Raw genomic sequence first — 24,649 nt, 5'->3', positions numbered from 1 at the left:
AGAGGCAAGAGGCGAGGGGTGAGAGGCAAGAGGCGAGGGGTGTTACCTGCGAACGTTGAACGTTGAACGCGGCAAGGTTGCACGTAGGGCTGGCGGTGCTATGCTCTCGGAAATGCATCGAGTGTGGTAAGACAACGTAGGAGCGCCTCCCTGTGAGCGCCCACAGCGACGCCCACTCCCATCTTGGGGGTAGAACGCTGGTACGTTGCCCGTTGCACGTTCGCATGCAAGACGGGCGCAGGTCGAAGGCGTTTCTCTCTGTGCTCTCTGTGGCTCTGTGGTGAATTCCACAGGTATGAAGGTTATAAGGTTGAAGGTGCGAAGATTGAACGCATGAACATCAAACAATCCTGGGAAACAGTCCTTCGTGCCGCTTCGCGTCCTTCGTGGATCATCCAGCGGACGAGGCAGGAGGCGAGAGGTGAGAGGTGAGAGGCGAGAGGCGGGAAGGTTGCAGGTGGCGGGTGAGAAGGTGGCACGTTGAACGTTGCGTGTTGCACGTGGGTAGGCAGGCGGGCAGGCGGAACTGTTGCACGTTGAACGTTGCGTGTTGCACGTGGGTAGGCAGGCGGACAGGCGAGCAGGCAGGCAGGTGAGCAGGTGCATGCACGAGCGTGGCTCTAACTCCTAATTCCTGACTTCCTAACCCCTCACCCGATTTCATTCTTTTTACTCAATACGACGTCGGATAGCAGGGTTGGCGCATTTCCTTCGCAAACGCCGTATCTTTTCTGCGCATTTCTGCATTGTTATTAACCAGGAAAGGATCTGCGAGGAGAACGCCTATGTCCCGCATTGTCTGCCTGTCGGATACGGTCTCGCTGGTGCGTCTGGCGCGCGAGGAAGTGACCGCTTGTGGTCATCTTCTGACCCCTCTCCCTGGTGCAAGGCTCAACGATGCGCTCCGTCGGGCAGTACGGCAGGCGGCGCCGGATGTGGTGCTGTTTGAACTGACCAATGCGCTCGACAACCCGCATATCTACTTCTTCCTGCGCTCCGATCAGGCAACGCGCCATATTCCGGTGATCCTCCTCTCGTCCCGCCCCGATCTCGAACTCCTCGCTGCTGCGCTCGGCGCCGATGGCTACCTTTCGCTCCCGCTGGATCGAGCAGCGTTGCGTGACACGTTGAGTGCGTATCTGGACATCCGGGTCCCGGCTTGCGCGCCACGCATCGACGTTCCTCGTTCAACCGTGCAGCGGTACGCTTCGTTGATGCAGCGGCCGCCGTTGATGGCGCAAGTGGCGGCTGGCGTGTCGATGGTGTAGAACAGGGAACACGGTACTCATCGCAGCGCTCGGATTACGTGCTCATTTACGCAGACGCACCTTACCGATCTCAATGATCGCAAGATGACCCGCACGATTTTGCCCAACTGTCTGCACAGCTCGCAGAACCTCGCGGTACGGTGATACACATCCTCTACAGTAATCCCATATTCCTCAGCGACCTGTGGACGGAGATGACCGTGCCCGCGCCCGCAGTCGGCGTCCACTGGGCGCGGGGCGTGGCGCAGGTGACGGTCATCGCCGGGGGTAGCGTCCACTGGGCGCGGGGCGTGGCGCAGGTGACGGTCATCGCCGGGGGTGGCGTCCGCTGGGCGCGGGGGGGGGGCGGAGATGACCGTCACCAAGCGGTGGCGGGCGGATGTGGCGGGAGCGGCTAAGCCCGCAGTCGGCGTACGCTGGGCGTAGGGGGCGGCGCAGGTGACGGTCATCGCCGGGGGTAGCGTCCGCTGGGCGCGATGGTGGGCGCAGGTGACGGTCATTGCCGGGGGTGGCGTCCGCTGCGCGCGGGGCGTGGCGCAGGTGACGGTCATCGCCGGGGGTGGCGTCCGCTGGGCGCTGGGGGTGGCGCAGGTGACGGTCATTGCCGGGGGTGGCGTCCGCTGCGCGCGGGGCGTGGCGCAGGTGACGGTCATCGCCGGGGGTGGCGTCCGCTGCGCGCGGGGCGTGGCGCAGGTGACGGTCATCGCCGGGGGTGGCGTCCGCTGCGCGCGATGGTGGGCGCAGGTGACGGTCATCGCCGGGGGTGGCGTCCGCTGGGCGCTGGGCGTGGCGCAGGTGACGGTCATCGCCGGGGGGCGAAGTTACGTTGTCGTCCTTTCTTTCATCAAGGCAACCGCTTCCAGGGCGTCGTCCTTGTTTCTTTCTAGCAGGATGCGCTTGAAGACCTCGAACAGGCTGATGGGTTTTTCGATGACAGGCGCAAAGAAGTTCGCATTCCTGCCATCAGTAAAATATTCCAGCCAACCGGAAGAATCAACCACGTTCATCCTCGATCTTCCTCTTCGCGCTCAGTGTCACTGCTCATGCCTCTGAGGAATCTGCGCGCGGTCTTGAGGTCCCGTACAGGCACGATTTCCAGACGGTTGCCGTACACGATGAAGCGCACCTTCTGTCCTGGTTTGACGTTCCATTTCTCGCGGATGGCGCGCGGGATGACCACCTGATACGTTGAGGAAATCGTTGCCGTATCCATAATCCTCGTCCTGCTGATCGAACAAAGAAATGTAAGACTATTCTACCCTGCTGCGGTTTCATATGAAGCACGATCCGCCCGTCTTCTCACCACAACCTTCACTCTTCGCCTCGCCACAGGCGTCTGTGTCCTGTTCTAACGCCTCTACGCCGGCGTACCCGCCGCCAGTTCGGGTGGCTCATCGGTTTCGGCGGCGGTTTCATACGGCAGCGCGGTTGACCCATCCGGTACGGGAGATGCGTTCTCCGCGCACTCATGGTTGCCTGGCGCAATCTCTTTCAACTGTTGCTGCACCAGGTCGTGCAGGGCTGCCAGCGTTGCTTCGGCAGCCGCCGGGTCGCTGCTCAACTGCTGGTGCACCGTATCGAGTTGCAGATTGATATATGCCAGGGTATGGTGCATCCCGTCGCGCATGTCCGCCAGTGCCTGTTCACGGCTCTGCAGTGTGTCCAGGCGCCGCAGCAGCGGCGTCACCCGTTCAATCTCGGAGTGAGCGGCGTGCAGGTCGCGCTCCAGGAGGGCGCGTTCCTCCCGCTCGTCGAAGAAGAGCCGGATGTACAGAAACAGCAGCGGCAGCCAGGCAATGACAGCCGTAAGACCCGCTGCACTTCCCCAGCGCTGTGTTGCCACGGCATCGTACAGCCCAATCGGTCCTGCCAGCGTCAGGAGCAAGATCGGAAACGGCAACCACCAGCGCCGGATCGGCGCTGCGGCTGCAACCTGACCCAGCATTGCCAGCAGCAGCAGGGCGAACCACCCGCTCGCCGGCGCCAGCGCCAGCACCAGAACATACTCAACAGCCAGGACAATCAAGAGGTCGCGGTAGGACGGAGGCCACTCGCCGCGCGCGTGACGCACCGGCGCCCAGAGCCAGCGGTGCGCGATCAGGAATGCCAGCGCCAGCAGAAGCATCCAGAGACCGCGCGCGTTCCAGAGACCGCCGCGCTGCGCCGCGTCGAACAACCCTGCGCCAATGGCGACCGTCAGAAACGCATCCCAAAAGATTGCGAAATGACGACGCCAGGATGAGTGATGAGTGACAGGTGATGAGTGCTGCGGTTCGGATAGCACACAGATACCCACGGATACAACGGATCAACACGGCTTGTGATTCTTGGGAAAATAATCCGGTATCGCCACGTCCAGCCCGCGCAGGCGGGCTTCGCTTCCCGTAGCCCGCGACTTCAGTCGCCGGGCTACAAGGCGGATAGCGGAATATTTAATCAAACTCCATCAGTCGCCGGGCTACAAGGCGGATAGCGGAATCATTATTCAAAGTCCATCAGCCGCCGGGCGGGGAGGCGGATAAATAATTATTCAAGGTCCATCATCCGCGTCAATCCGTCGCAATCCGTGCTCATCCGTGTCCCATTCCAGCAACCGGCGGGCGCCGCCGCCCGTATCCGGTCGCCTGCTCGAAAGCGTGCGCCAGTTGCAACACGCCGAAGTCATTGCGGTAGCGCCCGACCAGTTGCAATCCAACCGGCAATCCGTCGTTCGTGAACCCGGCGGGAACAGCAATGGCCGGCAGGCTGGTGATCGAGACGTAATAACACGACCGCATCCAGTCGATGTACGTTTCCATCGCAACACCGTTGATCTCCGTCACATACGGCTGCTCGATGGGGAAGGGCGGAACCTGGACGACCGGCAGCGCCAGGAACTCATACGTCTTCATGAATTGGCGCATCCGGTGGTAGAGCGCCGTGCGCAGCCGTTCGGCATGCCCGATCTGCGGTCCTGTCAGGGCGCGTCCTCGTTCAATCTCCCAAAGAATGGTCTCTTTGATCAGGTGACCATGAGTGTCGGCAAGTTCGCCGAATTTTTGTTCATATCCCCAGGCGCGCCATATCCTGAACGCTTCGTCGGCGCCGCTGAAATCCGGTTCGACATCTTCGACGATACAACCAATCGCTTCGAGCGCCGGACGCGCCTCTTCGAGCACGGCGGTTACCTGTGGATCGACAGGCAACCCGCCGGCGGTGCGGCTCCACGCCACCCGCACGCCGCGGAAGTCGCGTTCGAGCGGCTGCCGGAAGTGCGCCCCCGGTTTCTGGAGCGCAATCGGCGAGCAGGGGTGCGGTCCGGCAATCGCGCTGAGCATAAGCGCAGCATCCGCGACAGTACGCGCCATTGGACCGAGCACGCTGAGAGTTTGCCAGGCGGCGCGGTCTGAGCAGGACGGCACGCGCCCCGGCGATGGACGGAAGCCGACCACGTTGCAGAAACTGGCCGGGTTGCGCAGTGAACCGCCAGTGTCGCTGCCGTCGGCAATCGGGAGCATACCGCACGCCAGGGCAACGGCTGCGCCGCCGCTGCTGCCGCCGCAGGTCTTCGAGAGGTTGTAGGGGTTGCGGGTGGCGCCAAAGACCGGGTTGAACGTCTGGGAGCCGGCGCCGAACTCGGGGGTGTTGGTTTTGCCGATCATGATCGCGCCTGCCTTGCGCAGGCGGATTACGATCAGGTCATCGATGGCGGGAACGAAATCGGCATAGATCGGCGAGCCGAACGTGGTGCGCACCCCTTTCGTCTGCACCAGGTCCTTATGCGCCACCGGCAGCCCGTGGAGCGGACCGACATCATCGCGGTGATGCAATGCGGCATCGGCGGCGCGCGCCCGTTCGAGCGCCTGCTCCGGCAGCAGCGTGACGATCGCGTTGACATGCGGATTTGTGCGTTCGATCTGGCGCAGATGCGCTTCCATCACCTCGACGCACGACACCTCACGGCTACGGATACGCCATGCAAGTTCAACGGCGCTCAGAAAGTGGAGATCATACAGGTCAGTCATCATGATCGTGTGCCAGCCATCCCCGCCAGCAGGAAGATGACGAGTAAGAGAATACACAAGAATGCGATCAACGCCAGTTGAATATACCCCATAATGATCCCGGCTTTTGCGCGTCCGATCCTGCCGAGCCGCCCGTTCGACGCGGCAATCTCACGGCGCGCGCGGTGTCCTGCTACAATGGCAATGATCGAACAGATGACCGGCGCCATAAACCAGCCAAGAATGCCGAACACCAGACTGATGGTGGCTGCTGTGCTGATCGGCAGTGCGGATGTTTCGTAACCGCCTGGCGTATACGATGCCATCCCCGTGGGAGACATGGTATCGAACGATGGTGTGGGGGTTGGTGGGTCGATAACCGTATTGATGCGTTGTGTCGGCTTACCTGCGCTCGAAGCGCGGATCTGCATACCGCAGAACGGGCAGAACTGGACGTCCGATTCCTCGATCAGACCACCGCAGCTCGGACATTTCATGTTCGTCCCCCCAATTCGCGCACTTTGGCGGCAATATCGGGGGCAGTAACCAGCGCCTCGCCGACGAGCACGGCATCGGCGCCCCAGGAACGCACCAGTTCGACGTGTTCGGCGGTGAAGATTCCGCTTTCACTGACCAGCAGCGGACGGTTTTCCGCCGGCAGAAGCGTTGCAAGGCGGCGGGTCGTTTCCAGCGTCGTCGTAAAACTGTGCAGGTCACGATTGTTAACGCCGATGATGGTTGCGCCAGACGCCAGCGCGCGCCGGAGTTCGTCTTCGTTGTGAACTTCGACGAGCGCCTGCATGCCAAGGTCGCCGGTCAGCGCCAGCAACGCCGCCAGCGTTTCATCGTCGAGTGCGGCGACGATCAGCAGCACTGCGTCGGCGCCGTAGGCGCGCGCCTCCACAATCTGGTAAGGGTCGATGAGGAAGTCTTTGCGCAGCAGCGGTGCGGGTGGCGCTGCACCCCGGTCGAACAGGGCGCGTATCCCTTCCAGATACTTCAAGTGACCCTGAAAGAAGCGGATGTCGGTCAACACCGAAATAGCAGCAGCGCCGTTGCTGGCATAGGTCCGCGCCAGCGCCAGCGGATCGAAGTTTTCGATCAGCACTCCTTTCGATGGCGACGCCTTCTTGACCTCGGCGATCAGGGCGATAGGGCAATGGGCGCGCAGCGCAGCGCCAAAGTCGCGCGGCGGCGGCGCGGCTTCAGCGCGGGCGCGCATCTGCTCGTAGGGTATTTTGATGCGCTGTCGTTCGACTTCGGTGCGCTTGTGCGCGAGAATGCGGTGGAGAACTGTGTCCATGGCGTGAGAACCGAGAACTGAGAACCGAGAACTGAGAACCGAGAACTGAGAACCGAGAACTGAGAACCGAGAACTGAGAACCGAGAACCGAAAGGTAGGGGTTAGAGATCAGGAAATCTTTCCATGTTCAACATGCAACGTGAAACACCTTCAACCTTCAACCTTCCCACCTGCAACCTTCCCGTCTCTCGCCTCTCGCCTCTCGCCTCTCGCCTCTTGCCTCTTGCCTCTTGCCTCTTGCCTCTTGCCTCTTGCCTCTTGCCTCTTGCCTCTTGCCTTCGTCGCATTCACTGTCCAGTCGTCTCCGCTGCGTAACGTGATCGGTTGGCGAGCCGCAGTTCTTCGATCGCCGCCAGGATCTGCGGGTCATTCTCGAATGTGTAGCGCCACCAATCGACCTCGACGACACGATCCGGTTGGACGCCCTGCCCTTCGAGGATCGAACCGTCGGGCAAACGGAAGATCAGTTCCGCCAGCCAGAAGCGCGATCCGTCATCGAGATCGTACCCGATCAGATTTTCGGTGTTACCGGCGCTCGGTGTGCCAATGACCTGCGCCCGTCCGTGGAACTGCATGCCGGCGGCAAACATCTCGGCGGCGCTGGCAGTTTCATCGCTGGTCAGCACAATGATTGGAGTCTGCTCGATCAGGGGCAATGTCCTGCCGGAGGGTACATCGATGCTGAACGAACGGTCGCGTCCGCTGCTGCTGCCAATGGTTCCCCCATCGAGAAATAATCCAAGCGTGCGCCGCAGCATATCGAGGCGTCCGCCGCCGTTGGTGCGCACATCCAGAATAAGCCCATCGAGCGGACCGGATTGATAGAGCGATCTGATCGCATCTGAGACGCGCTCGTCGAGAGCAGAGACATTGAAGGTGTCGATCAGGACCACGCCGACATCGGTTCCCGGCACACAGCGCGCCTCGACGGTCGGAAAAGCGTCGGGAGGGATGACCTGGCGAATGACCGTCACATCGCGTGTTGCGCCGGTGCTGTCGATAACCCGGAGTTGCACTGGCGTTCCGGGTTGCCCGCGCACAACGCTGATCGGCCCGCCAGGACCGAAGGTGACGGTGTCGCTTACCGGCACACCATTGACCGCAATGATCAGGTCGCGCGGCTGAAGCCCTGCCTGCTCCGCCGGACTGCCGGGAGCGAGGCGGGTTATCAGAATGCCTTCCTCCAGTTCGCGGATCATGGCGCCGATGCCGGCATACGCCACTCCGCCATCGAAGCGCGCCGCCTCTTCCGCCACTTCCTGGGGCGTGTCGAAGCGCGTATGATCATCGCCAAGCCGCCCGACCATCTCTTCGATCAGCGCGTAGAACTCCGCTTCCGAAGCGGCGCGGGCAATGCGCGGCTCGAACTCCTTGCGCACCGCCTCCCAATCGACGCCGCCGTAGTCCTCATACACATACCGGTCGCGCACCAGCGTCCAGACATCCTCGAAGACAGACTGTCGTTCGCCAGCAGTCAGCGGTGCGAGTGTGGGAGTTGGCAGAATCGGATATGGCGTGACCGTTGGCGTCGCAGTGGGTGCAGGGGTTGGCGTTGGTGTTGCAGTTGGCGTTGGGCGTGGCGTGTCGGTTGGCGTGAGGGTCGGCAGCGGTGTGGACGTTGGCGGCGGTACGGGCGTTGCGACGGGCGGCGGTCGGAACGTCACGGGCAGGTTGCCACAGCCCGCCAGCACAACAACGAGCAGCACAGTGATGAAGTGAAGGCTACGAGTCATCATGGTTCCATTGTACACGAGAAAATGCTACTCTGCGTCCTTGCTCAACAGGCGACATTGTACGCCAGCGGGTCTGGGCAGGAATGGCCAGACATCATCCTGCGCTGCGGGCTGAAGCCCTTGATGAGAACGTCCAAGCCCCTGCGGGGCTGCGCGCCACGGCGGGTTTGCGGGTACGCCTTCCTTTGCGCCTTCGCGTTTTCAGATCAACGCCAAGACGCCGGGGCGCAAAGCGTTGGGGGGATTGGAATGCAGCGCCGCCGCGCCTGTATGGAACACATCACCGGACGACAATCGGTAACATTACCTGGAACGACGTCGGTCCACCGACAGATCGTACCGGTACTGTGATCGCGTTCGACTCGCCGCCGCCGGGCGCCGGGTTGAAGACCGTAACGCTGCCATTGGCTTCGGCGCTGCGTTGCGCTGCCGGGAGAGTCGCCTGGAGTTGCGTCGCACTGACGAACGTCGTTGTGAGCGGTGTTCCATTCCAGCGCACGACCGAAGTCGTAACGAAATTGCTGCCGGTGACCGTCAGCACAACATCGCTGTCCCCCACCGGTATCACATCCGGTGAGACGCTGCTGATCGTCGGCGTCGGGTTGTTGATGGTGAACTGCACAGCGCCGGATGTGCCGCCGCCGGGACCAGGGTTGACGACCGTCACATTCGCTGTGCCTGCCGTGGCGATGTCGCCAGCAGGGATGGCGGCGGTCAGTTGGGTGCTGGAGACGAACGTCGTTGCGCGCGGGCTGCCATTCCAGTGCACCACCGAGTTCGTCACGAATCCCGTGCCGGTGATGGCGAGGGTGAAGCCGGAACCGCCTGCCGTGGCCGACGACGGACTGATCGCCGTGATCGTCGGCGTCGGGTTGTTGATGGTGAATGTCGCGGTGTTGGACGTGAGATTTCCCGGGTTGACGACCGTCACATTCGCCGTGCCCGCCGTGGCGATGTCGCCGGCGGGGATAGCGGCGGTCAGTTGCGTGCTGGAGATATATGTCGTTGCGCGCGGGCTGCCGTTCCAGTGCACAATCGAGCGATCCGATCCGGCGCCGTTAATGAATCCGCTGCCGTTGACCGTCAGTGTGAACGCGCTGCCGCCAGCAGTTGCTGAGTTCGGACTCAGGCTCGTGATTTGCGGCGTGGGAATCTCCGTGCCACAGATGACGAACGGCAACCCAACGATGCGACCACTCGAGTAATCACCGCGCGGCGCCCACGTTCCCGGCTCGCCGCTGCTCAGATCGAGCTGGCGCGCATTATCGCCAGCAGCGGCATTGGTTGGCGGAACCCACGGACCGCTGCGAGATTCATCGCCTGCCATACCCCACTCCAGCCAGTAGGTTCCGGTCAGCAGCGTGGTGACGGTAAAGGGCCAGTTGATCGTAACCGCCATGATCGGGCGTGACGTTTGCGTCAGGTCATTGGCAGGCACACGGTAGACATTCGTCCACGCATTGTTGGTGATGGCGCCATTGACTGGACCGGCGATCACTATGCCGCCGTCGCCGGGAATACCACTCCACAGGCGCAGGTCCACCACTCCTGTGATAGGAGAGGTGGTGCTGCTGCCGATCTGATAAGCGTAGAGCGTTATCGCAGAAGGTCGCCATCCAGTGCCGGTCACGGTGAAATCGTCTGCTAGGCGCGCGCGGGTGGGACCAACTGGAACTGATTGTGTGCGTGTTGGATCGACAAGATACCCGAAGCCGGTGTCGGGGCTGGCGAGGGCGCTGGTATCAGCGTCTCCCGCTCCGTTGCCGGTTCCCGTGATGAACGTGCCATTGGTAAAGAGCGGTGCGGCAGAGCACGATGGCTGCACATTGGCGCGCGCCGGGCGCGGAATGAAACCGGCGCCGCCGATCAGCCCCACGACCAGACTGACGATTGTCAGCATGCGGATGAAGAGATTGAAAGAAATGAGCCTCATTGCTGTCCCTCCTGCTGGATGATCAGCGTGCGCCTGTGAAACGGCAGGATAGGCGTGTAAGCGAAAGATTGTGCGCAGATGCTCCCGAATGAGCAACCCGTTCAACACATGCCCCTGCCCTGCGCTTGACGTGATCGTAGCGCTGCTGAATGAACAGCGGATGAACGGATTGCAATCGCGAAGCGCAATAACGGGTGCGGGTCGTAGAAATGCGGGGGGTGAATGTTGAAGGTGCGAAGGTTGCAGGTTGAAGGTTCCACGTTGAACGTTGAACGTATCAATTCCTAACCCCTAACCCCTCCGCCACGCATATATCCGCCCACGCTCGACGAACCCCAGGCTGGCGTAGAACTGGCGCGCCGGTTGATCTTCCGGCTCACTACCGTAGAACACCGTTGCCCGATGCGCATCGTACCCTTGCAGGCGGCGCAGACCTTCGAGCACAAGTGCGCGCGCCAGACCGCGGCGCCGATGGGCGGTGCGGCATCCGAGCGGTTCGATCTCGCCAGCGCGGTTGATCGGATCGAGCCACAGCGTGCAGAACGCCGCAACGGTTCCGTCGTCTGCAATCGCAATCAGATCGAGATCGGGGCGATACGAGGAAGCGTGGATTGCAGCGCGGTACTTGGCAACGTTCATCCGCGACGACGCAAAGGCGTCGCGGTGCGCTTCGACCCGCGCATACACGTCCTCTTCACCCTGCACGTGGCGGATCATGTAGCCGGGGGACGCATCCGGCTCCGGCACATGCTCGTGCAGGTCGCGCACACTCAGCGACAGGAAGTGTTCGGTGCGCACATACCCGCGCTGCGCCAGCAGTTCGTTGCGTTCCACATCCTGTTCATAACTCCAGACTGACACATGCGGATTCGGATCATCAACGTCGAGGCGGCTCAGGTGCTCGACCCAATCGAGCATCGCCGGTTCGATGGCGCGGTACGCCGGGTGGACCAGCAGATCGACCTGATGCTCGCTGGGCCAGGTAAACCCGACCAGCGCGCTGTGATGGTCGAACCAAAGCCGAATGCGCGTTGCCAGGGCGTGGGTGTCCTCATCGGTGAAACGCCACCAGTCCAGATCGCCGACGTGGCAGTAGACAAGCGGACCTTCGAGCGCCTCGATTTCCGCCAGCAACTGGCGCATTCGGGCGTAATCTTCTTCGCCAGCGTAGAGACGTGATGTGACTGCCATAGGACACAACCATACTTACCGCAAACCAGCGGCAGCAAGGCATTCGGTAAGCCAGGCTTCGTCGGCTGGCGTAAGCGGCGGCGGCGGGGGCGGATTGCGGTAGTCGATGCGTAGATCGTACCGGCCCTCCGCATATGCGTCATTCAACGCTGCACTCAGGTCGAGCGGAACATCGGGATCGGGTGCGCGGAGCGGCACCGGCACAACGGGCAATGGGTCTTGCAGTTGAACGGGCCAGATTTCAACCCGCGGACGCTGATCGGCGCGACTGAGCATGACGACATACGGCGCCGGGGGCCAGGGTGTCGCCAGCGAGAGTCGTCGTCCGCCGCGCAGCAGATCGATTTCGAGCAAATGGATCGGGCTGCGGATGATCTCTCGACGCTTGCGTTCGTAGGCGTCGGCAGCATCGGCGCCTGAGCGTTTGTTCGCTGGCGAGAGCAATTCAATCGCCATCACAACCGTTTCGTCGCCGACGGTGCGCACTTCAAGGCGACTGTAGCGTGTTTCAACCTCAACTTCCAGCGCTCCAATCACAGGCGCCGGTGCCACAGTCGCAGCGGTCACGCTCCTCTGTTGATCACGCTCAACGATAGCACTATCGGGAACGAGAAACCGGGAAAGGTTGACATCGATGGTCTCGAACGCTGTGTAGGGTACAATGACCGCCACATACCGCGGGCTGAGACGGGGCTGGAGTTGCCGGCGCATGGCGGCAATCAGCCCGGCGTGCACGTCGGGCCAGGTCGCCGTTGACTCCAGATACGGGTCCATGCCCGGAAATGGTGATTGCATACGCGCCTCCACAAAGTATTGTATCACAGGTAGGGGCGCGCGGGGTGCAGTACGCATTGACCGTCTTGTCATTGGCGTTGGCTTCGACAGGCTCAGCCAACGCCAGCCGCTCCACAGGTGTGGGCGATCGTCCACGTTCAGGTTGATCGCTCTATGACAGGAGTGACGTGGTCGCCTCACCGACGAGCCGCGGGACGGCTCTTTTTGCCTTCGGCAGAGCGGTATTTGTCTTCTTTTGTGGTGTGGTGCGGCGTCTTCGCCGCCGCACCACACCACCTTGATGGGAGTACCACGCTGCCGCAGGCTCTGGCGAAGCCAGAAAACGCGCCACCGCGTACGTCCTGTTTTTGAGAGGTCTGGTTGCCGCCATCCTGGCGCTGCTGACGGTTATCAGTATCGAAAGGATCGATCAATGAAACCCGAAGAACTCGACCCTGACGATCTCATTGGCGCAGTCAGATACGAGAACCGCTGGCGTTTCTTTGGAGGCGCGACAGCGGAGTGGATCCTTGACTATGTGCGCTATGATCCTGGTTTCGACCCTTCCAGGAGCGATTTCATCTTTCGGGGCGGATTACTCGTGGTCTATCCTCAGGATGCAGCGCGATTCTGTGCGGCAATGGCGCCGTATGAGTTGTCGCTCTCAGATGTGGAAAGGCTCGTCGCTCTGGAGGGTCCCGCCAACTGGCCGCTCAGCATCGTGGTCGATTTCGATGCACAGACCTATGTCAATGGTTTTTATGACCTCCCGTTGCACGAGTATGTTCCAGAGAGATGGAACAGTGACGAAGACGATCCTCTCGACTATGTGCCGCACGATATCGCTGGCATCTGGCGCGGGTGCGGGCATGATTTGTCAGGAAACGACGCTGCGGCTGCCAGCGATTGAAATCGCCCCTGATGAGCCTGCGGCCGACCGTCCGCCTACGCGGACGGGAATGGCGGCGTCCACGCAGGTGGACGCCCGGCGGAACGCCTGCCCGGCGCGACTTCAGTCGCCAGCTGAGGCGTATCGCAGCAGGGACGCCCTTTCTTGCCGCCTGACAATTCATGACTGGACCCATCTGGCGCAGAAGGTAGAACTTCGGCAGCTCTCACACGACTTGAACGATGTTGTGTACGCCGGTGAGCAGTGAGGTCTACACCGCCCCGTGTCGCGCCCATGCTTGCAGCCCGGCGCGAATGAGCGCCGTTCCCGATGCGACGCTGATGGCGCTGCCGGGACCGGCGCCATACACCGAAACCACCGCAAACGCGCCGACCTTGCCGGTCGCTATGACTGCCTCGATGGCAGCGCTCACCTCAGCCAGCCCAGGTCCGTTTGGCTCGCGGGTGGCGTGGTTCGGCACGAGCGCGGCGTCGAGGATGTCGGAGTCGACGTGCAGGTAGAGCACGTCGCAGGTTGCCGCGAGCGCCGCCAGCGGTCCTGCAAAGTCGTTGACATGGGCGATAGCGGTTTCGGTAGCGCGGATCAACTGCTCTTCTGGCGGGTCGAGGTTGCGTCCATCGACCAGCAGGATGCGGTCAGTCGGCAGGGGCGCGCTCATACCCGCCAGGTCGCGCCACTGTGGCAGCGCCAACCCGGCGCATACCGCCACTGGCATTCCGCCCAGCATTCCTGAGAGGGTCGTGCGTGGCGTGTTGTAGTCGCCGTGGGCGTCGAACCAGACCAGCCCGATGCGCGCGTGTGGACCGCAGGAGCGTTGCAGCCCGGCGACGACGCCGACGGCGTGGGTGCAGTCGCCGCCGACGATCAGCGGCGTGCGCCTGATCGAGCGGGCGGAGACGACGTCGTCAGCGATGGCGCGGCAGATCCAGCCCAGGTTCGATGGCTCGTCGTCGCTGCGCTGCGCCTCTGGCATCTGCGGTTCGCTGAGGGTCACCGGCACACCGGCAGCGGAATAGACCCCAGAGGCGGCATAGGCGTCGATCGCACGCTCGTCTCCCTCCGCCGGCGCGCTGCCGCGATATCGAATGCCGATGACCTGGAGGGCGGTTAATGGATAGGTTTTCATATCGCCTCTCTCGATGATGAACGTTACCGCCGCCGGGTGACGCACCGGCGGGTTGATCGTTGGGTATGCGGAATGGGGCGGGGCCATGGTCAACGTTGGCGGTGTCGTCGTCGGGGTCGTCGGGGCGTAGGGGCAGGGCGTAGTAGGGGCAGGTCTCAGACCTGCCCCTACGCCGACCCGACCCGATGCCGACCCGACCTGACGCCGACCCGACCCTATGACGACGGCACCGCCGGTTCCAACCGCACGCGAATGGTTTTGATTTCGAATGGGCGCACGTTGCATCGCACCGTGTGCCCGTCCACGGTCACCGGGCCGGTCTCGCGCTCCAGGAGATCGACTTCCACCGCCGATTCGACCGGTCGCCCGAAATTGAGGCGCACCTGACCGCGCTGGTTGTGCGCTTCGTACATGCGCACAATCAGACCGTCGCCGTCGTCTGCTGTCTTGATCGTCTCGACGATCACGTGGTCGCTCTCCACCCGCAGGAAGGACCGTCCTTCCGCCGGGATCTCGCCGGTGACGGTCACCGGGCGCAGCGGGGCATTCAGTTCATAGGCGCGCCGGGTGACCTGCGCTTCGCGCCAGTCGCCGGCGTGCGGCAGCAGACTGTAGGTGAACCGGTGCAGCCCGCGGTCCGCCTGCGGGTCAGGGATGACCGCCGATTTGAGCAGTGAGATGCCGAGGGTGTTGTGCAGCAGGCTGTGCCCGTACTTGCCGTTGTTCAGCAGCGCTACGCCATACCCGCCCTCGCTCAGGTCGATCCAGCGGTGGGCGCAGACTTCGAAGCGCGCCCAATCCCAACTGGTGTTGCGGTGCGTTGGACGTTCCACCGCGCCGAACTGGATCTCGCAGGTCGCGCGGGCAGCGTTGAGCCGCAAGGGGAAGAGGACGCGCAGCAGATTCTGGCGCTCCTGCCAGTCCACTTCGGTCTCGAAGTCAATCCGGCGATTGTTGCGCCACAGGCTGATCCGCTGACGGAGCGCACTCTTGCCGAAGCGCCGCACAATCTCGACGGTTGCGCGCAGCGGTCCTTCCTCGATCACTCGCCATTCGCTGATGTCGTGAATGGGGTATGGCTTCTCCAGATAGAACGGATCGATGTCCCAGGCGTCCCAGAACATCGGACGGTCTTCGTAGAGCACGAGTTGATTGCCAGTGGCGCCTTCAGCAATGATCTCGCGCTCGTAGCGCGCATCGTAAAGCGATCCGATCTCGCCGTTGGCGTCGAACTCGATGCGGAGTTCGTCGGATGCCAGGTAGTCGCGGCGAGCGATGAACTGCGCTGGCGGAAATGCATCATGCGTGGTGTGGAGTGCGGCGTACCCGAATGCGGGGATGGTCGCTTCGAGCAATAGCGCGCGCGTTCCATCGAACTGCTCAATGACCTGCGCCGGACCTTCGACCGGCGGCTGGCGCTGGCCCTCGAGCGGGATGGCAACGCACTCGGTGCGGTCCCAGGCAAGGCTGTTGAACACCGCCAGGTGCGGCACAGCGCTATTGACATCGCTGCGGGTCAGGTCAGTAATCGCGGCGTGGCGCACCGTCTCGGCTGTTTCGCGCACCTCGGCGAACTGTTGTTCACTCTCGACATACACCAGCGGCACAGAACTGCCGGGCAGAATATCGTGAAACTGATTGAGCAGCACGGTGCGCCAGGCGGCGTCGAGGTCCGCCTGGCGGCTGACCGCGCCCTGCGTGACTGCCCAGGCATTGAGCCATTCGGCTTCGCGCAGCAGCAACTCCGCCTGACGGTTGTTCTGCTTGACACGCGCCTGGCTTGTGTAGGTGCCGCGATGGTACTCCAGGTACAACTCGCCGACCCACACCGGCAACCGCGGGTTGTTCCAGACGCGCTGCCGCAGCCGCTGGAAATACTGCTCGACGCGACCAGGCTGCACCACCGGGAACCCCGGCAGGTCCGCCATCACGCGCGCCAGTTCGAGCATCTCTTCGGTGGGACCGCCGCCGCCGTCGCCGTGCCCGTAGATGTAGAGCACTTCGTCGTTGATGTCTTTCTGGCGGTAGTGGTTCCACGTTCCAAAGACTTCGGAGGGCAGCATGCTGCCGTTGTAGGTGTAGAACTGAGCTTCGGTCGGGTTGGGTTTCACCGGCGCAGAGGTGGCCGTCACGAAGTGCGCCAGCACCTCGGAGCCGTCGATGCCACGCCAGCGGAACGTATCGCACGGCATGCGGTTGAACTGGTTCCAGCTAATCTTTGTGGTCATGAAGCAGGAGATGCCTGCCAGCCGCATGATCTGTGGCAGCGCCGCCGAGTAACCGAACACGTCGGGGAGCCAGATGATATGCTCGATACGACCGAACTCCCCCTCGAAGAAGCGGATTCCGTGGACCACCTGGCGCACCAGCGACTCGCCGCTCGTAACGTTGCAATCCGGTTCGAGCCACATCGCGCCGACCGGCTCGAAGCGCCCTTCCGCCACGCGTTGCCGCAACCGCTCATAGAGTTCCGGGTCGTCCTGTCTGAGGAACGCATAGGTCTGCGGCTGGCTCATGCTAAAGTGGTATTCCGGGTAGCGCTCCATCAGGTGTAGCGCTGTCGCCACCGTGTGCGCGATTTTCTGGTGGGTGCGCCAGAGGGGCCAGAGCCAGGCGACATCCATATGCGCGTGTCCTGTCGCCAGGATGGTCGGGCGCTGCCCCGGCTCCAGGTTCGCCGTCAACGTTTCGCGCAGAAAGGTCAGCGCCGCGTTTGCCGAGATCTCGAAGCGTTCGCTCTGCCATCCCTCGTGCAGGTCGAGCAGATTGTAGGCGCGATTGATCCGGTCGAGCAGCGCATGCTTCTCCGGGTCGCTGTCACGGTAGGTGGGAAGTGCCTCGAGAATGGCGTACATCAGGGCTGTCAGGCGACCGATGATCTCGCTGCGCAGTTGCAGTTCCAGCCCGCCGAAGGGGCGGCGGTAGGGTGTGTAGCAGCGGATCAGCAGTTCGTGGTCGCTCTCGTGCGCGTGTTCGGGGAGCAGGATCGCCGGGTGCGGCTCATCAATCCCCGCGAGCGTCGTGCCGTCCAGGTAGGCGATGCCTTCGATCCCGGCGTGCGCCTCGCCCGACCAGCGCATGCGCATCAGCACCTGGCGGCCGCGCCATTCTTCAGGAATGCGGATCGTGGCGCGCAGCCAGTGGGTGTGTCCGCCGTCAACCGGCATGCCCCAGGGGAGCGGCTCGTCGGGCTTGTCGGGGTTCTGCGGGTCGCCGCCCCACGGTTCGCCAACCGTTAGCGGGCGCCAGGAAGGATCGTCGGGCGGGGGCGGGGGTTCCATGGCATTATCGGGGGGCGCGCCGGGCGCGGGGCAGGTGAAGACATCGGTGATCGGGCGGGTGTCGCGGATGATGGCGGTGCGCATATCTTCGAGACGCGCTCTCAGTTTTTCGACGATGAAGAAGAGCATGACGACGGCTCCTTTGGCTTGAACGAACGGGGTCTATCATACCACGGGTTGTAGAACGAGGGGTGTGAGGCGTGAGGCGTGAGGTGTGAGGCGTGAGGTGTGAGGTGTGAGGTGTGAGGCGTGAGGCGTGAGGTGTGAGGTGTGAGGCGTGAGGTGTGAGGCGTGAGGTGTGAGGTGTGAGGTGTGAGGTGTGAGGCGTGAGGTGTGAGGCGTGAGGTGTGAGGCGTGAGGCGTGAGGCGTGAGGTGTGAGGTGTGAGGTGTGAGGTGTGAGGCGTGAGGTGTGAGGCGTGAGGTGTGAGGTGTGAGGCGTGAGGCGTGAGGTGTGAGGTGTGAGGTGTGAGGTGTGAGGTGTGAGGCGTGAGGTGTGAGGTGTGAGGTGTGAGGCGTGAGGTGTGAGGCGTGAGGAGGGCAAAGCCCCCACCCCTGCCCTCCCCCGCTGGGGGAGGGGGGAAACAGCGTGCCAGGCGTGAGGTGTGAGGTGTGAGGCGTGAGGTGTGAGGTGTGAGGTGTGAGGTGTGAGGCGTGAGGCGTGAGATGTGAGGCGTGAGGCGTGAGGTGTGAGGCGTGAGGGGGGCAAAGCCCCCACCCCTGCCCTCCCCCGCTGGTCGCCCCCACCCCTGCCCTCCCCCGCTGGAGGAGGGGGCTATGCAGCGTCGGCAACGGCGCGGGATGTGATGTGCCCCGCCCCCGCTGCGCCTTCGCGCCTTTGCGTTTTCGGATCAACGCCGAGACGCCAGGGCGCAACGCCGTCTTGCTGCGGGCTGAAGCCCGCGCTACCTCCCCCCGCTCCCCCTGTGGGAGAGGGGGCAAGGGGGTGGGGGGGTAAACAATCATCCTGATGAGGGTAAAAAACTCGTTTGACACTCGCTGCACTTCCTGTTATACTCTTTATCATAACCAACAAGTAACAACGATGAACGGGAAGAGTACGCACCAGGGCGCGGCGCAGCGAGCCGACTGGATGGTGTGAGGTCGGTGCTGGCGACGGTGCGGAATGGGCCCGGGAGTTGCGGAGCGAACCGGTAGCGCAGAGCGTTGCCGCAGTAGGAGCCGCCGGAGACGCCGCCGTTATCAGGGCGCGGGGTATCGCGTGCGCTGCACGCCGTACTCGCTGAGAGCGTCGCGCCGCAAAGCGCGGCGAACTAGGGTGGCACCGCGAGGGCTGATCAAGCCTCTCGTCCCTGGACAGGACGAGAGGCTTTTTAATTCGGGGCGCGCGCCGTTCACGCAGGCGCGACGCGCGCCGTTCACGATATCGCCTGCCTTGCACGCGCTGCTGAGGAGGGACGTTCTATGAAGACCGTCAAGTATCTGCTCGCCGAAGACCAGATGCCCGCCGCCTGGTACAACATTCAGGCAGACCTGCCCGTACCGCCGCCGCCGGTGCTCCACCCTGGCACGGGCCAGCCGATTGGTCCGCAGGACCTGGCGCCGCTTTTTCCGATGGCGCTGATTATGCAGGAGGTGAGCACTGAGCGCTGTATCGAGATTCCCGAAGAGGTGCAGGCGATCTATCGCCAGTGGCGCCCAACGCCGCTGTTCCGCGCGCGACGCCTCGAACAGGCGCTCGATACGCCAGCCCGCATCTACTACAAGTATGAGGGGGTCAGCCCGGCGGGGAGCCATAAGCCGAATACCGCCGTCGCGCAGGCGTACTACAACAAGCAGGAGGGGGTCAAGCGCCTGGTGACGGAAACCGGTGCGGGGCAGTGGGGGTCGTCGCTGGCGATGGCGGGGGCGTTCTTCGGGCTTGAGGTGCTGGTCTTCATGGTCAAGGTCAGTTATCAGCAGAAGCCGTACCGCCGCGCGTTGATGGAAGCCTATGGCGCGCGCGTGGTCGCCAGCCCCAGCGAGGAGACGAACGCTGGGCGCGCGATCCTCGCCGAACACCCCGACAGCACCGGCAGCCTGGGGATCGCGATCTCCGAGGCGGTCGAGGTGGCGGCGCAGGACCCGGAGGCAAAGTATTCGCTCGGCAGCGTGCTCAACCATGTGCTGCTGCACCAGACGGTCATCGGCGAAGAGGCGCTGGCGCAAATGGAGATGGCGGACGATTATCCCGATGTCATTGTCGGTTGCACCGGCGGCGGCAGCAACTTCAGCGGCATTTCGTTCCCGTTCATTGGAAAGAAGCTGCGCGGTGAGCGCAATGTGCGCGTGGTGGCGGTCGAACCAGCAGCCTGCCCGAGTATGACGCGCGGCAGGTATGCCTACGACTTCGGCGATACCGCGAAACTGACGCCGCTCGTCAAGATGCATACCCTCGGGCATGATTTTGTGCCGCCGGGGATCCACGCTGGCGGCCTGCGCTACCACGGCATGGCGCCGCTGGTCAGCCATCTGCTCGAATTGGGGGTGATCGAGGCGACCAACATTCAGCAACTTGAGACGTTCAGCGCCGGTATTCAGTTCGCCCGCGCCGAGGGGATCATCCCGGCGCCGGAAGCCAACCACGCCCTGGCAGGGGCGATCCGCGAGGCGTTGCGCTGCAAGGAAGAAGGGGTCAGCCAGGCGATCCTGTTCAACCTCTGTGGGCACGGGCATTTCGATATGCAGGCGTATACCGACTATATGGCAGGGAAACTGCGCGACTACGAGTACTCCGAGGAAGAGGTCGCCATGGCGCTTGCCGGGTTGCCGTCGGTGGGGTAAGCGCCTCGGCGCCCGGCGGCTGATGGTTTCCGGAAAAAATATTCCGCTATCCGCCTACCCGCCCGGCGACTGAAGTCGCGGGCTACGGTTGCGAAGCCCGCCTTCGCGGGCTAGATCTGGCGATACCGGATTCATTGCTCGAACACCATATGCTGCGGGCTATAAGAGGCGAAACCTCTCCGGGCGGGTTTGGCGCAAGGTGGAAATGCAGAAACGGTTGCTGCGCTTCCACTGGCGCCCGATCCCTGGCATTCGGATAGTCGCATTTGATAGTGTGTCTTTGTGCCTTCGCGCCTTTGTGGTGAACGTATCTGTCAGACAGGAGTGGAGGAATGCACCTGGCGTATATGAACCACCCCGCGCGTGCGATCCTCGATGAGGCGCGCTGGGCTGCGGAGAACGGCTTCGATGCACTCGACCTGACGATTGAGGGTCCGGCGGCGCTAATCGACAGTTTCGATCCGGCGGAATTGCGCGCGCTGCTCGATGCCGCCGGCATGCGCGTGGTCGGTCATACCGCATGGTACCTGCCCTTTGCTTCGCCGGTGGAACGGGTGCGGCGCGCCGCAGTTGAGGAAGTCGCAGCGTCGCTCCCGGTCTTCGCAGCACTGGGAGCGCCTATGGTCAATGTGCATATGACGCGCGGCATTCCGCTCTACGGCGATGATGACGAACTCCAGCGCAACGGCGCCAGTTTCGCCGAACTGGCGCACCTGGCGGAGCCGTATGGCATTCAGATCATCGTGGAGCATCCGCCCTCGCGCCGGTTCGGGCTGAAGCAGATCCGCGCCATCCTCGACGCCGACCCGCGCCTGGGGTTCCACCTCGATGTGGGGCACGCCTTCGTGGCGGGGATCGACCTGGAGCAACTGCTCGGCGAACTTGGCGACCGGCTGCGGCACGTCCACTTTTCCGACAACCGCGGGCAGGACGACGACCATATGCCGATCGGCGCGGGGAAGATCGACTGGCAGCAGACGATCCGCCTGCTGAAACGCGCTGGCTACGACGGCATCGTGACGCTGGAAGTGTTCGATCAGGAGCGCGACTTTCTGCTCCTCAGCGCCCAAAAAGTGCGCTCGTGGCGGGCGACGCTCGATTAGTGCGCCGCTACCAGCGCACCTGCACCTGAACAACTGCCGTATCTGCCACGTCGATGACAACGTACCGGCTGGCGCGCAGGGTTTCGATCACGTGCGGCACAGGCGCACCGTTGACCGCCGCTTCGACCGATCCCGGCGTTGCCTGCGGCAGTAGCAACCGCACCCGCGCCCGGTCGAAGACCCCGCTCAGGTCGAGGTCGATGCTGCGCGGGTTCTGGCGCCAGACATACGCCAGATACCCGTTGCTCGCCGGGTAGCACGCCGAGACGTAGGCGGAGGTCAGACCGGCGGCGCCCCAGCGCGGGCTGACGATCACATCGCGCATGGCGATGCCCTGATCCTCGACGCCGGCAGCGCCCTCGATCAGCGCAGCGAACATCGCCGCCGTCCCCCACGCATCGGTTGGGATGGTGTCGTCGGAGCCGACTCCCTCCGCGCCGTCGGGGTGGTACCAGAGGAACGTGCGCCCGCGACTGAGCATGCGCAGCCAGTAGTGTTCGAGAATGGCAAACCCGTAGGTTTCGTTGCCGTAGCGGAATGCGCCGCGCGCCAGTTCGCCGCCGGTGATCGGCATAATGCCGCCGTTGACATACGCGCCAGGGAGTTCGCCGCTGCGCCCGGCAAGCCCGAAACTCCCCGGCGGGAAGGGTGGATCGATGCTGAACCACTCCGCGAATGCGCGCGTCGTCTTTGAGCGTTCGATATACTCGTCGATGATCGCCTGCCCCTGCTGCACCGTAAGCACTCCGCGGTTGAGTGCATAGGCATTCGAGAGGCTCAACTGCCGCTCCCGGTCGACGCCAGGAATGTCGAATGGTTGAAAGGGCACGTGATGGCGAAAGAAGCGTCCGTTCCAGCTCAGCGCATTCAGGTTGCGCAGCAGACCGGCGGCGACATCGCGCCAGACGCGCGCCAGGTTCATATCACCGACGCGCTCTTCCATCTGCGCCAGCATCATGAGCGCCTGTGCCATGCCGGTGTTGTCGCCATGGAAAACGCCCCAGATCGTCCGCTCGTCGATCCAGTGGCGCGGCGCAGGCTTCCCGCTGTCCGGGTCGGTCGTCGTCGGACCGTACTCGAAATCCCAGGTGTCGATGGTAAACGGGCGCTTGATCAGCCCCCATTCGGGGTCCCAGCGCAGCGGGTGCTGCAACGAATAGGTCACGGCGCGCCGCATCGGTTCGAGATGAGTGCGCATCCAGGCGTCGTCGCCGGTCGCCTGCCAGGCTTCGTAGACCCCCTGGACGTACAGGTACTCGACATCGGCTTCGACCGGCACCCGCAGCGCGCGGTCGGTCCACGGGGGGCGCGGCAGAAAATCGGGGAGACTGCCGTCGGGCTGCTGGTAGCGGCGGAAGTCGTCGAAGGCAGTTTTGAGGTTGGCATCGAAGTAGCGCGCGCCACGTTGCGCGTACACATGGTCGCGCAACCAGATCAGCGGGCTGTCGGGCGAACGATAGCCATGAAAGGGAATGCCATTGAACGTGTACGACAGTGTGGCAGCGGCGAAGATCGCAGCCGCATTCGGCACAAACCGGTCGAAGCGTTCCTGCCCGGTCCAGATTTCGGTGCGCGCATCGAGCGAGAAGAGCGCCGGATTGGCGACAACAAACTGGCCCGAGGCGAACAACGCCGCCCACTGTGCGCCGGTCGCGCCGCGCGGCACGACGATCAGGGTTCCGAGGCCGCTCTCGACGCGCCCTTCGGCAACGCCGGCAAATCGTTTGCGACTGTCGAATAACACAACGGCAGCGGGACCGGTGTACCCTGGGATGCGCACGTCCACCTCGACCGGCTGGAGCGGCGCAACGACAGGACGGCGGGCAGCCAGCGCGGCGCCTTCCTGGGCAAACGCAGGACGGAGCGACGCGAGCGCGGCGAACGTCGCAGCGGCGGACAGAGCCGCGCGGCGGGAGAGATGTTTCGATGGCATAGATGACTCAAGCCGCTGGGCGTATCAGGATACGGTTAACCTGTCACGCCGCTCCCCTCTCCCGCACTGCGGGAGAGGGGCAGGGGGTGAGGGCTGACAGGCGCGTTCTTACTGAAACTATACCACACCTTTGAATGGAGGTTTCCATGAACCAGCCAAAAAAACGAATTCTAACCGGCGACCGTCCGACCGGGCGCATGCACCTTGGGCATTACGTTGGCACACTGGCGAACCGGGTGCGGTTGCAGGACGAGTACGAATGCTTCTTTCTGGTCGCCGACCTGCATATGCTCACCACGCGCACCGAACTCGAGCGCCTGCGCCAGACCGGTGAAAACATCCGGCACGTGGTGCTCGACAACCTGAGCGTCGGGATCGACCCGGAAAAATCGACGTACTTTCTCCAGTCGATGGTTCCGGCGATCAGCGAGATCGCGCTGATCTTCGGCATGCTGACGACTGTGCCGCGCCTGCAACGGGTGCCGACGCTGAAAGAAGTGATGCAGGACCTGCACATCGAACAGCCGTCCTACGGTCTGCTGGGGTACCCGGTGCTCCAGGCCGCAGACATCCTCTGCGTGCGCGCCGATCTCGTGCCGGTCGGCAAGGATCAGGCGTCGCACCTGGAAGTGACACGCGAGATTGCGCGCCGGTTCAATACCCTCTACGGCGAGGTGCTGCCCGAACCCGAAACCCTGATCGGCGATGTGCCGACCCTGGTGGGCATCGACGGTCAGGCGAAGATGTCGAAGAGCCTGGACAACGCCATCTACCTGACTGACGACGCCAAAACTGTCGAGGAGAAGGTGCGCCGCATGTACACCGATCCCAACCGCATTCGCGCCGATATTCCCGGTAAAGTCGAAGGGAACCCGGTATTCATCTACCACGACGCCTTCAACCCAAACGTCGATGAAGTGAACGACCTGAAAGAACGGTACAGCCAGGGGAAGGTCGGCGATGTCGAGGTGAAGCGCAAACTCGCGGCAGCGATCAACGCCTTCCTCGACCCGATCCGCGAACGACGGGCACGGTACGAACACAACCCGCGCATCGTCGAAGAAATCCTGGCGGCCGGTTCCGAACGCGCGCGCGCCGAAGCCAACGAGACCCTCAATATGATGAAAGAGGCGATGGGGCTGAAATTCATTTGAAGGCGTGAGGCGTGAGGCAAGAGGCGCGAGGCAAGAGGCAAGAGGCAAGAGGTGGCGTTGCACCTGCGAACGTAGGGGCGCCTCCCTGTGAGCGCCCACAGCCACGCCCACCCCCATAGTCTTGGGGGTAGAACGCTGGCACGTTGCTCGTTGCACGTTCGCATGCAAGACGGTG

General features: G+C 63.1%; 19 protein-coding genes. 7 read left to right on the top strand and 12 right to left on the bottom strand.

The annotated features are described in order from the left end of the window. Positions 1-785: 785 nt before the first annotated feature. The 3 genes from AC3EA7_RS05445 (at position 786) to AC3EA7_RS05435 (ending at position 2,321) form a co-directional block, all read left to right on the top strand. Positions 786-1,268, top strand: coding sequence for a response regulator (locus AC3EA7_RS05445; protein ID WP_488613019.1), 483 nt, complete (start codon positions 786-788; stop codon positions 1,266-1,268). 200 nt (positions 1,269-1,468) lie between these two features. Continuing rightward, the gene (locus AC3EA7_RS05440; RefSeq protein WP_488613018.1) at positions 1,469-1,666 is read left to right on the top strand and encodes a hypothetical protein; all 198 of its coding nucleotides are present in this window, start codon (positions 1,469-1,471) and stop codon (positions 1,664-1,666) included. Between the two features lie 40 nt (positions 1,667-1,706). Then, positions 1,707-2,321 carry a hypothetical protein gene (locus AC3EA7_RS05435; protein WP_488613020.1) on the top strand — a complete coding sequence of 205 codons (615 nt, stop codon included), beginning with the start codon at positions 1,707-1,709 and terminating at the stop codon, positions 2,319-2,321. On the opposite strand, the gene AC3EA7_RS05430 is transcribed toward AC3EA7_RS05435, so the two are convergent. The 9 genes from AC3EA7_RS05430 to AC3EA7_RS05390 all read right to left on the bottom strand — a co-directional run bounded on the left by AC3EA7_RS05430 (position 2,272) and on the right by AC3EA7_RS05390 (position 12,206). Next, positions 2,272-2,481, bottom strand: a complete 210-nt coding sequence (locus AC3EA7_RS05430) for an AbrB/MazE/SpoVT family DNA-binding domain-containing protein (protein ID WP_488613017.1) — start codon at positions 2,479-2,481, stop codon at positions 2,272-2,274. The genes AC3EA7_RS05435 and AC3EA7_RS05430 overlap by 50 nt on opposite strands. Before the next feature lie 144 nt (positions 2,482-2,625). Continuing rightward, entirely contained in the window at positions 2,626-3,552 is a 927-nt protein-coding gene (locus AC3EA7_RS05425; protein WP_488613016.1) for a hypothetical protein, read from the bottom strand. 286 nt (positions 3,553-3,838) lie between these two features. Further along, positions 3,839-5,275, bottom strand: coding sequence for an amidase (locus tag AC3EA7_RS05420; RefSeq protein WP_488613015.1), 1,437 nt, complete (start codon positions 5,273-5,275; stop codon positions 3,839-3,841). Further along, positions 5,272-5,748, bottom strand: coding sequence for a DUF4190 domain-containing protein (locus AC3EA7_RS05415; RefSeq protein ID WP_488613014.1), 477 nt, complete (start codon positions 5,746-5,748; stop codon positions 5,272-5,274). The genes AC3EA7_RS05420 and AC3EA7_RS05415 overlap by 4 nt, the downstream gene beginning before the upstream one ends. Then, positions 5,745-6,554, bottom strand: coding sequence for an indole-3-glycerol phosphate synthase TrpC (gene trpC / locus AC3EA7_RS05410; RefSeq protein WP_488613013.1), 810 nt, complete (start codon positions 6,552-6,554; stop codon positions 5,745-5,747). Before trpC ends, AC3EA7_RS05415 begins: the two co-directional genes overlap by 4 nt. Positions 6,555-6,841: 287 nt before the next feature. After that, positions 6,842-8,287, bottom strand: coding sequence for a S41 family peptidase (locus AC3EA7_RS05405; protein ID WP_488613012.1), 1,446 nt, complete (start codon positions 8,285-8,287; stop codon positions 6,842-6,844). Positions 8,288-8,567: 280 nt separating this feature from the next. Next, on the bottom strand, positions 8,568-10,220 hold the full coding sequence (locus AC3EA7_RS05400; protein ID WP_488613011.1) for an IPT/TIG domain-containing protein: 1,653 nt from the start codon (positions 10,218-10,220) through the stop codon (positions 8,568-8,570). 291 nt (positions 10,221-10,511) lie between these two features. Beyond that, positions 10,512-11,411: a GNAT family N-acetyltransferase gene (locus AC3EA7_RS05395; RefSeq protein ID WP_488613010.1), complete on the bottom strand. Its 900-nt coding sequence runs from the start codon at positions 11,409-11,411 to the stop codon at positions 10,512-10,514. 15 nt (positions 11,412-11,426) lie between these two features. After that, the gene (locus tag AC3EA7_RS05390; RefSeq protein ID WP_488613009.1) at positions 11,427-12,206 is read right to left on the bottom strand and encodes a DUF4058 family protein; all 780 of its coding nucleotides are present in this window, start codon (positions 12,204-12,206) and stop codon (positions 11,427-11,429) included. Positions 12,207-12,618: 412 nt separating this feature from the next. Here AC3EA7_RS05390 and AC3EA7_RS05385 point away from each other — a divergent pair, with 412 nt between their 5' ends. Next, positions 12,619-13,095 (top strand): hypothetical protein, encoded by a 477-nt coding sequence (locus AC3EA7_RS05385; protein WP_488613008.1) that lies wholly within the window; start codon positions 12,619-12,621, stop codon positions 13,093-13,095. A 250-nt stretch (positions 13,096-13,345) separates the two neighbouring features. Here AC3EA7_RS05385 and AC3EA7_RS05380 read toward each other — a convergent pair whose 3' ends face one another. Both AC3EA7_RS05380 and AC3EA7_RS05375 read right to left on the bottom strand, forming a co-directional pair. Then, on the bottom strand, positions 13,346-14,221 hold the full coding sequence (locus AC3EA7_RS05380) for an arginase family protein (RefSeq protein WP_488613007.1): 876 nt from the start codon (positions 14,219-14,221) through the stop codon (positions 13,346-13,348). A gap of 215 nt (positions 14,222-14,436) precedes the next feature. Beyond that, positions 14,437-17,631, bottom strand: a complete 3,195-nt coding sequence (locus tag AC3EA7_RS05375) for an alpha-mannosidase (RefSeq protein ID WP_488613006.1) — start codon at positions 17,629-17,631, stop codon at positions 14,437-14,439. Between the two features lie 1,294 nt (positions 17,632-18,925). Here AC3EA7_RS05375 and AC3EA7_RS05370 point away from each other — a divergent pair. Together AC3EA7_RS05370 and AC3EA7_RS05365 are read left to right on the top strand one after the other, a co-directional pair. Next, positions 18,926-20,284 carry a TrpB-like pyridoxal phosphate-dependent enzyme gene (locus AC3EA7_RS05370; RefSeq protein WP_488613005.1) on the top strand — a complete coding sequence of 453 codons (1,359 nt, stop codon included), beginning with the start codon at positions 18,926-18,928 and terminating at the stop codon, positions 20,282-20,284. Between the two features lie 332 nt (positions 20,285-20,616). Then, the gene (locus AC3EA7_RS05365) at positions 20,617-21,387 is read left to right on the top strand and encodes a sugar phosphate isomerase/epimerase family protein (protein ID WP_488613004.1); all 771 of its coding nucleotides are present in this window, start codon (positions 20,617-20,619) and stop codon (positions 21,385-21,387) included. 7 nt (positions 21,388-21,394) lie between these two features. On the opposite strand, the gene AC3EA7_RS05360 is transcribed toward AC3EA7_RS05365, so the two are convergent. Then, positions 21,395-23,320 (bottom strand): glucosidase family protein, encoded by a 1,926-nt coding sequence (locus tag AC3EA7_RS05360; RefSeq protein ID WP_488613003.1) that lies wholly within the window; start codon positions 23,318-23,320, stop codon positions 21,395-21,397. A 146-nt stretch (positions 23,321-23,466) separates the two neighbouring features. Between AC3EA7_RS05360 and trpS the strand changes: the two genes are divergently transcribed. Then, entirely contained in the window at positions 23,467-24,474 is a 1,008-nt protein-coding gene (trpS, locus tag AC3EA7_RS05355; RefSeq protein WP_488613002.1) for a tryptophan--tRNA ligase, read from the top strand. Positions 24,475-24,649: the final 175 nt, after the last annotated feature.

Source organism: Roseiflexus sp., from assembly GCF_057785375.1.
The sequence above is the reverse complement of the archived record's forward strand: the minus strand, read 5'-3'. Positions and strand labels throughout refer to the sequence as shown.

Excerpts from the sequence above, each read along its gene's own strand:
- AC3EA7_RS05445 (WP_488613019.1), top strand. The coding sequence starts at position 786 with ATGTCCCGCATTGTCTGCCTGTCGGATACGGTCTCGCTGGTGCGTCTG.
- AC3EA7_RS05375 (WP_488613006.1), bottom strand. The coding sequence starts at position 17,631 with ATGCTCTTCTTCATCGTCGAAAAACTGAGAGCGCGTCTCGAAGATATG.
- AC3EA7_RS05405 (WP_488613012.1), bottom strand. The coding sequence starts at position 8,287 with ATGACTCGTAGCCTTCACTTCATCACTGTGCTGCTCGTTGTTGTGCTG.
- AC3EA7_RS05360 (WP_488613003.1), bottom strand. The coding sequence starts at position 23,320 with ATGCCATCGAAACATCTCTCCCGCCGCGCGGCTCTGTCCGCCGCTGCG.
- trpC (WP_488613013.1), bottom strand. The coding sequence starts at position 6,554 with ATGGACACAGTTCTCCACCGCATTCTCGCGCACAAGCGCACCGAAGTC.
- AC3EA7_RS05400 (WP_488613011.1), bottom strand. The coding sequence starts at position 10,220 with ATGAGGCTCATTTCTTTCAATCTCTTCATCCGCATGCTGACAATCGTC.
- AC3EA7_RS05370 (WP_488613005.1), top strand. The coding sequence starts at position 18,926 with ATGAAGACCGTCAAGTATCTGCTCGCCGAAGACCAGATGCCCGCCGCC.
- trpS (WP_488613002.1), top strand. The coding sequence starts at position 23,467 with ATGAACCAGCCAAAAAAACGAATTCTAACCGGCGACCGTCCGACCGGG.
- AC3EA7_RS05385 (WP_488613008.1), top strand. The coding sequence starts at position 12,619 with ATGAAACCCGAAGAACTCGACCCTGACGATCTCATTGGCGCAGTCAGA.
- AC3EA7_RS05380 (WP_488613007.1), bottom strand. The coding sequence starts at position 14,221 with ATGAAAACCTATCCATTAACCGCCCTCCAGGTCATCGGCATTCGATAT.
- AC3EA7_RS05395 (WP_488613010.1), bottom strand. The coding sequence starts at position 11,411 with ATGGCAGTCACATCACGTCTCTACGCTGGCGAAGAAGATTACGCCCGA.
- AC3EA7_RS05365 (WP_488613004.1), top strand. The coding sequence starts at position 20,617 with ATGCACCTGGCGTATATGAACCACCCCGCGCGTGCGATCCTCGATGAG.
- AC3EA7_RS05390 (WP_488613009.1), bottom strand. The coding sequence starts at position 12,206 with ATGCAATCACCATTTCCGGGCATGGACCCGTATCTGGAGTCAACGGCG.
- AC3EA7_RS05430 (WP_488613017.1), bottom strand. The coding sequence starts at position 2,481 with ATGGATACGGCAACGATTTCCTCAACGTATCAGGTGGTCATCCCGCGC.
- AC3EA7_RS05415 (WP_488613014.1), bottom strand. The coding sequence starts at position 5,748 with ATGAAATGTCCGAGCTGCGGTGGTCTGATCGAGGAATCGGACGTCCAG.
- AC3EA7_RS05420 (WP_488613015.1), bottom strand. The coding sequence starts at position 5,275 with ATGATGACTGACCTGTATGATCTCCACTTTCTGAGCGCCGTTGAACTT.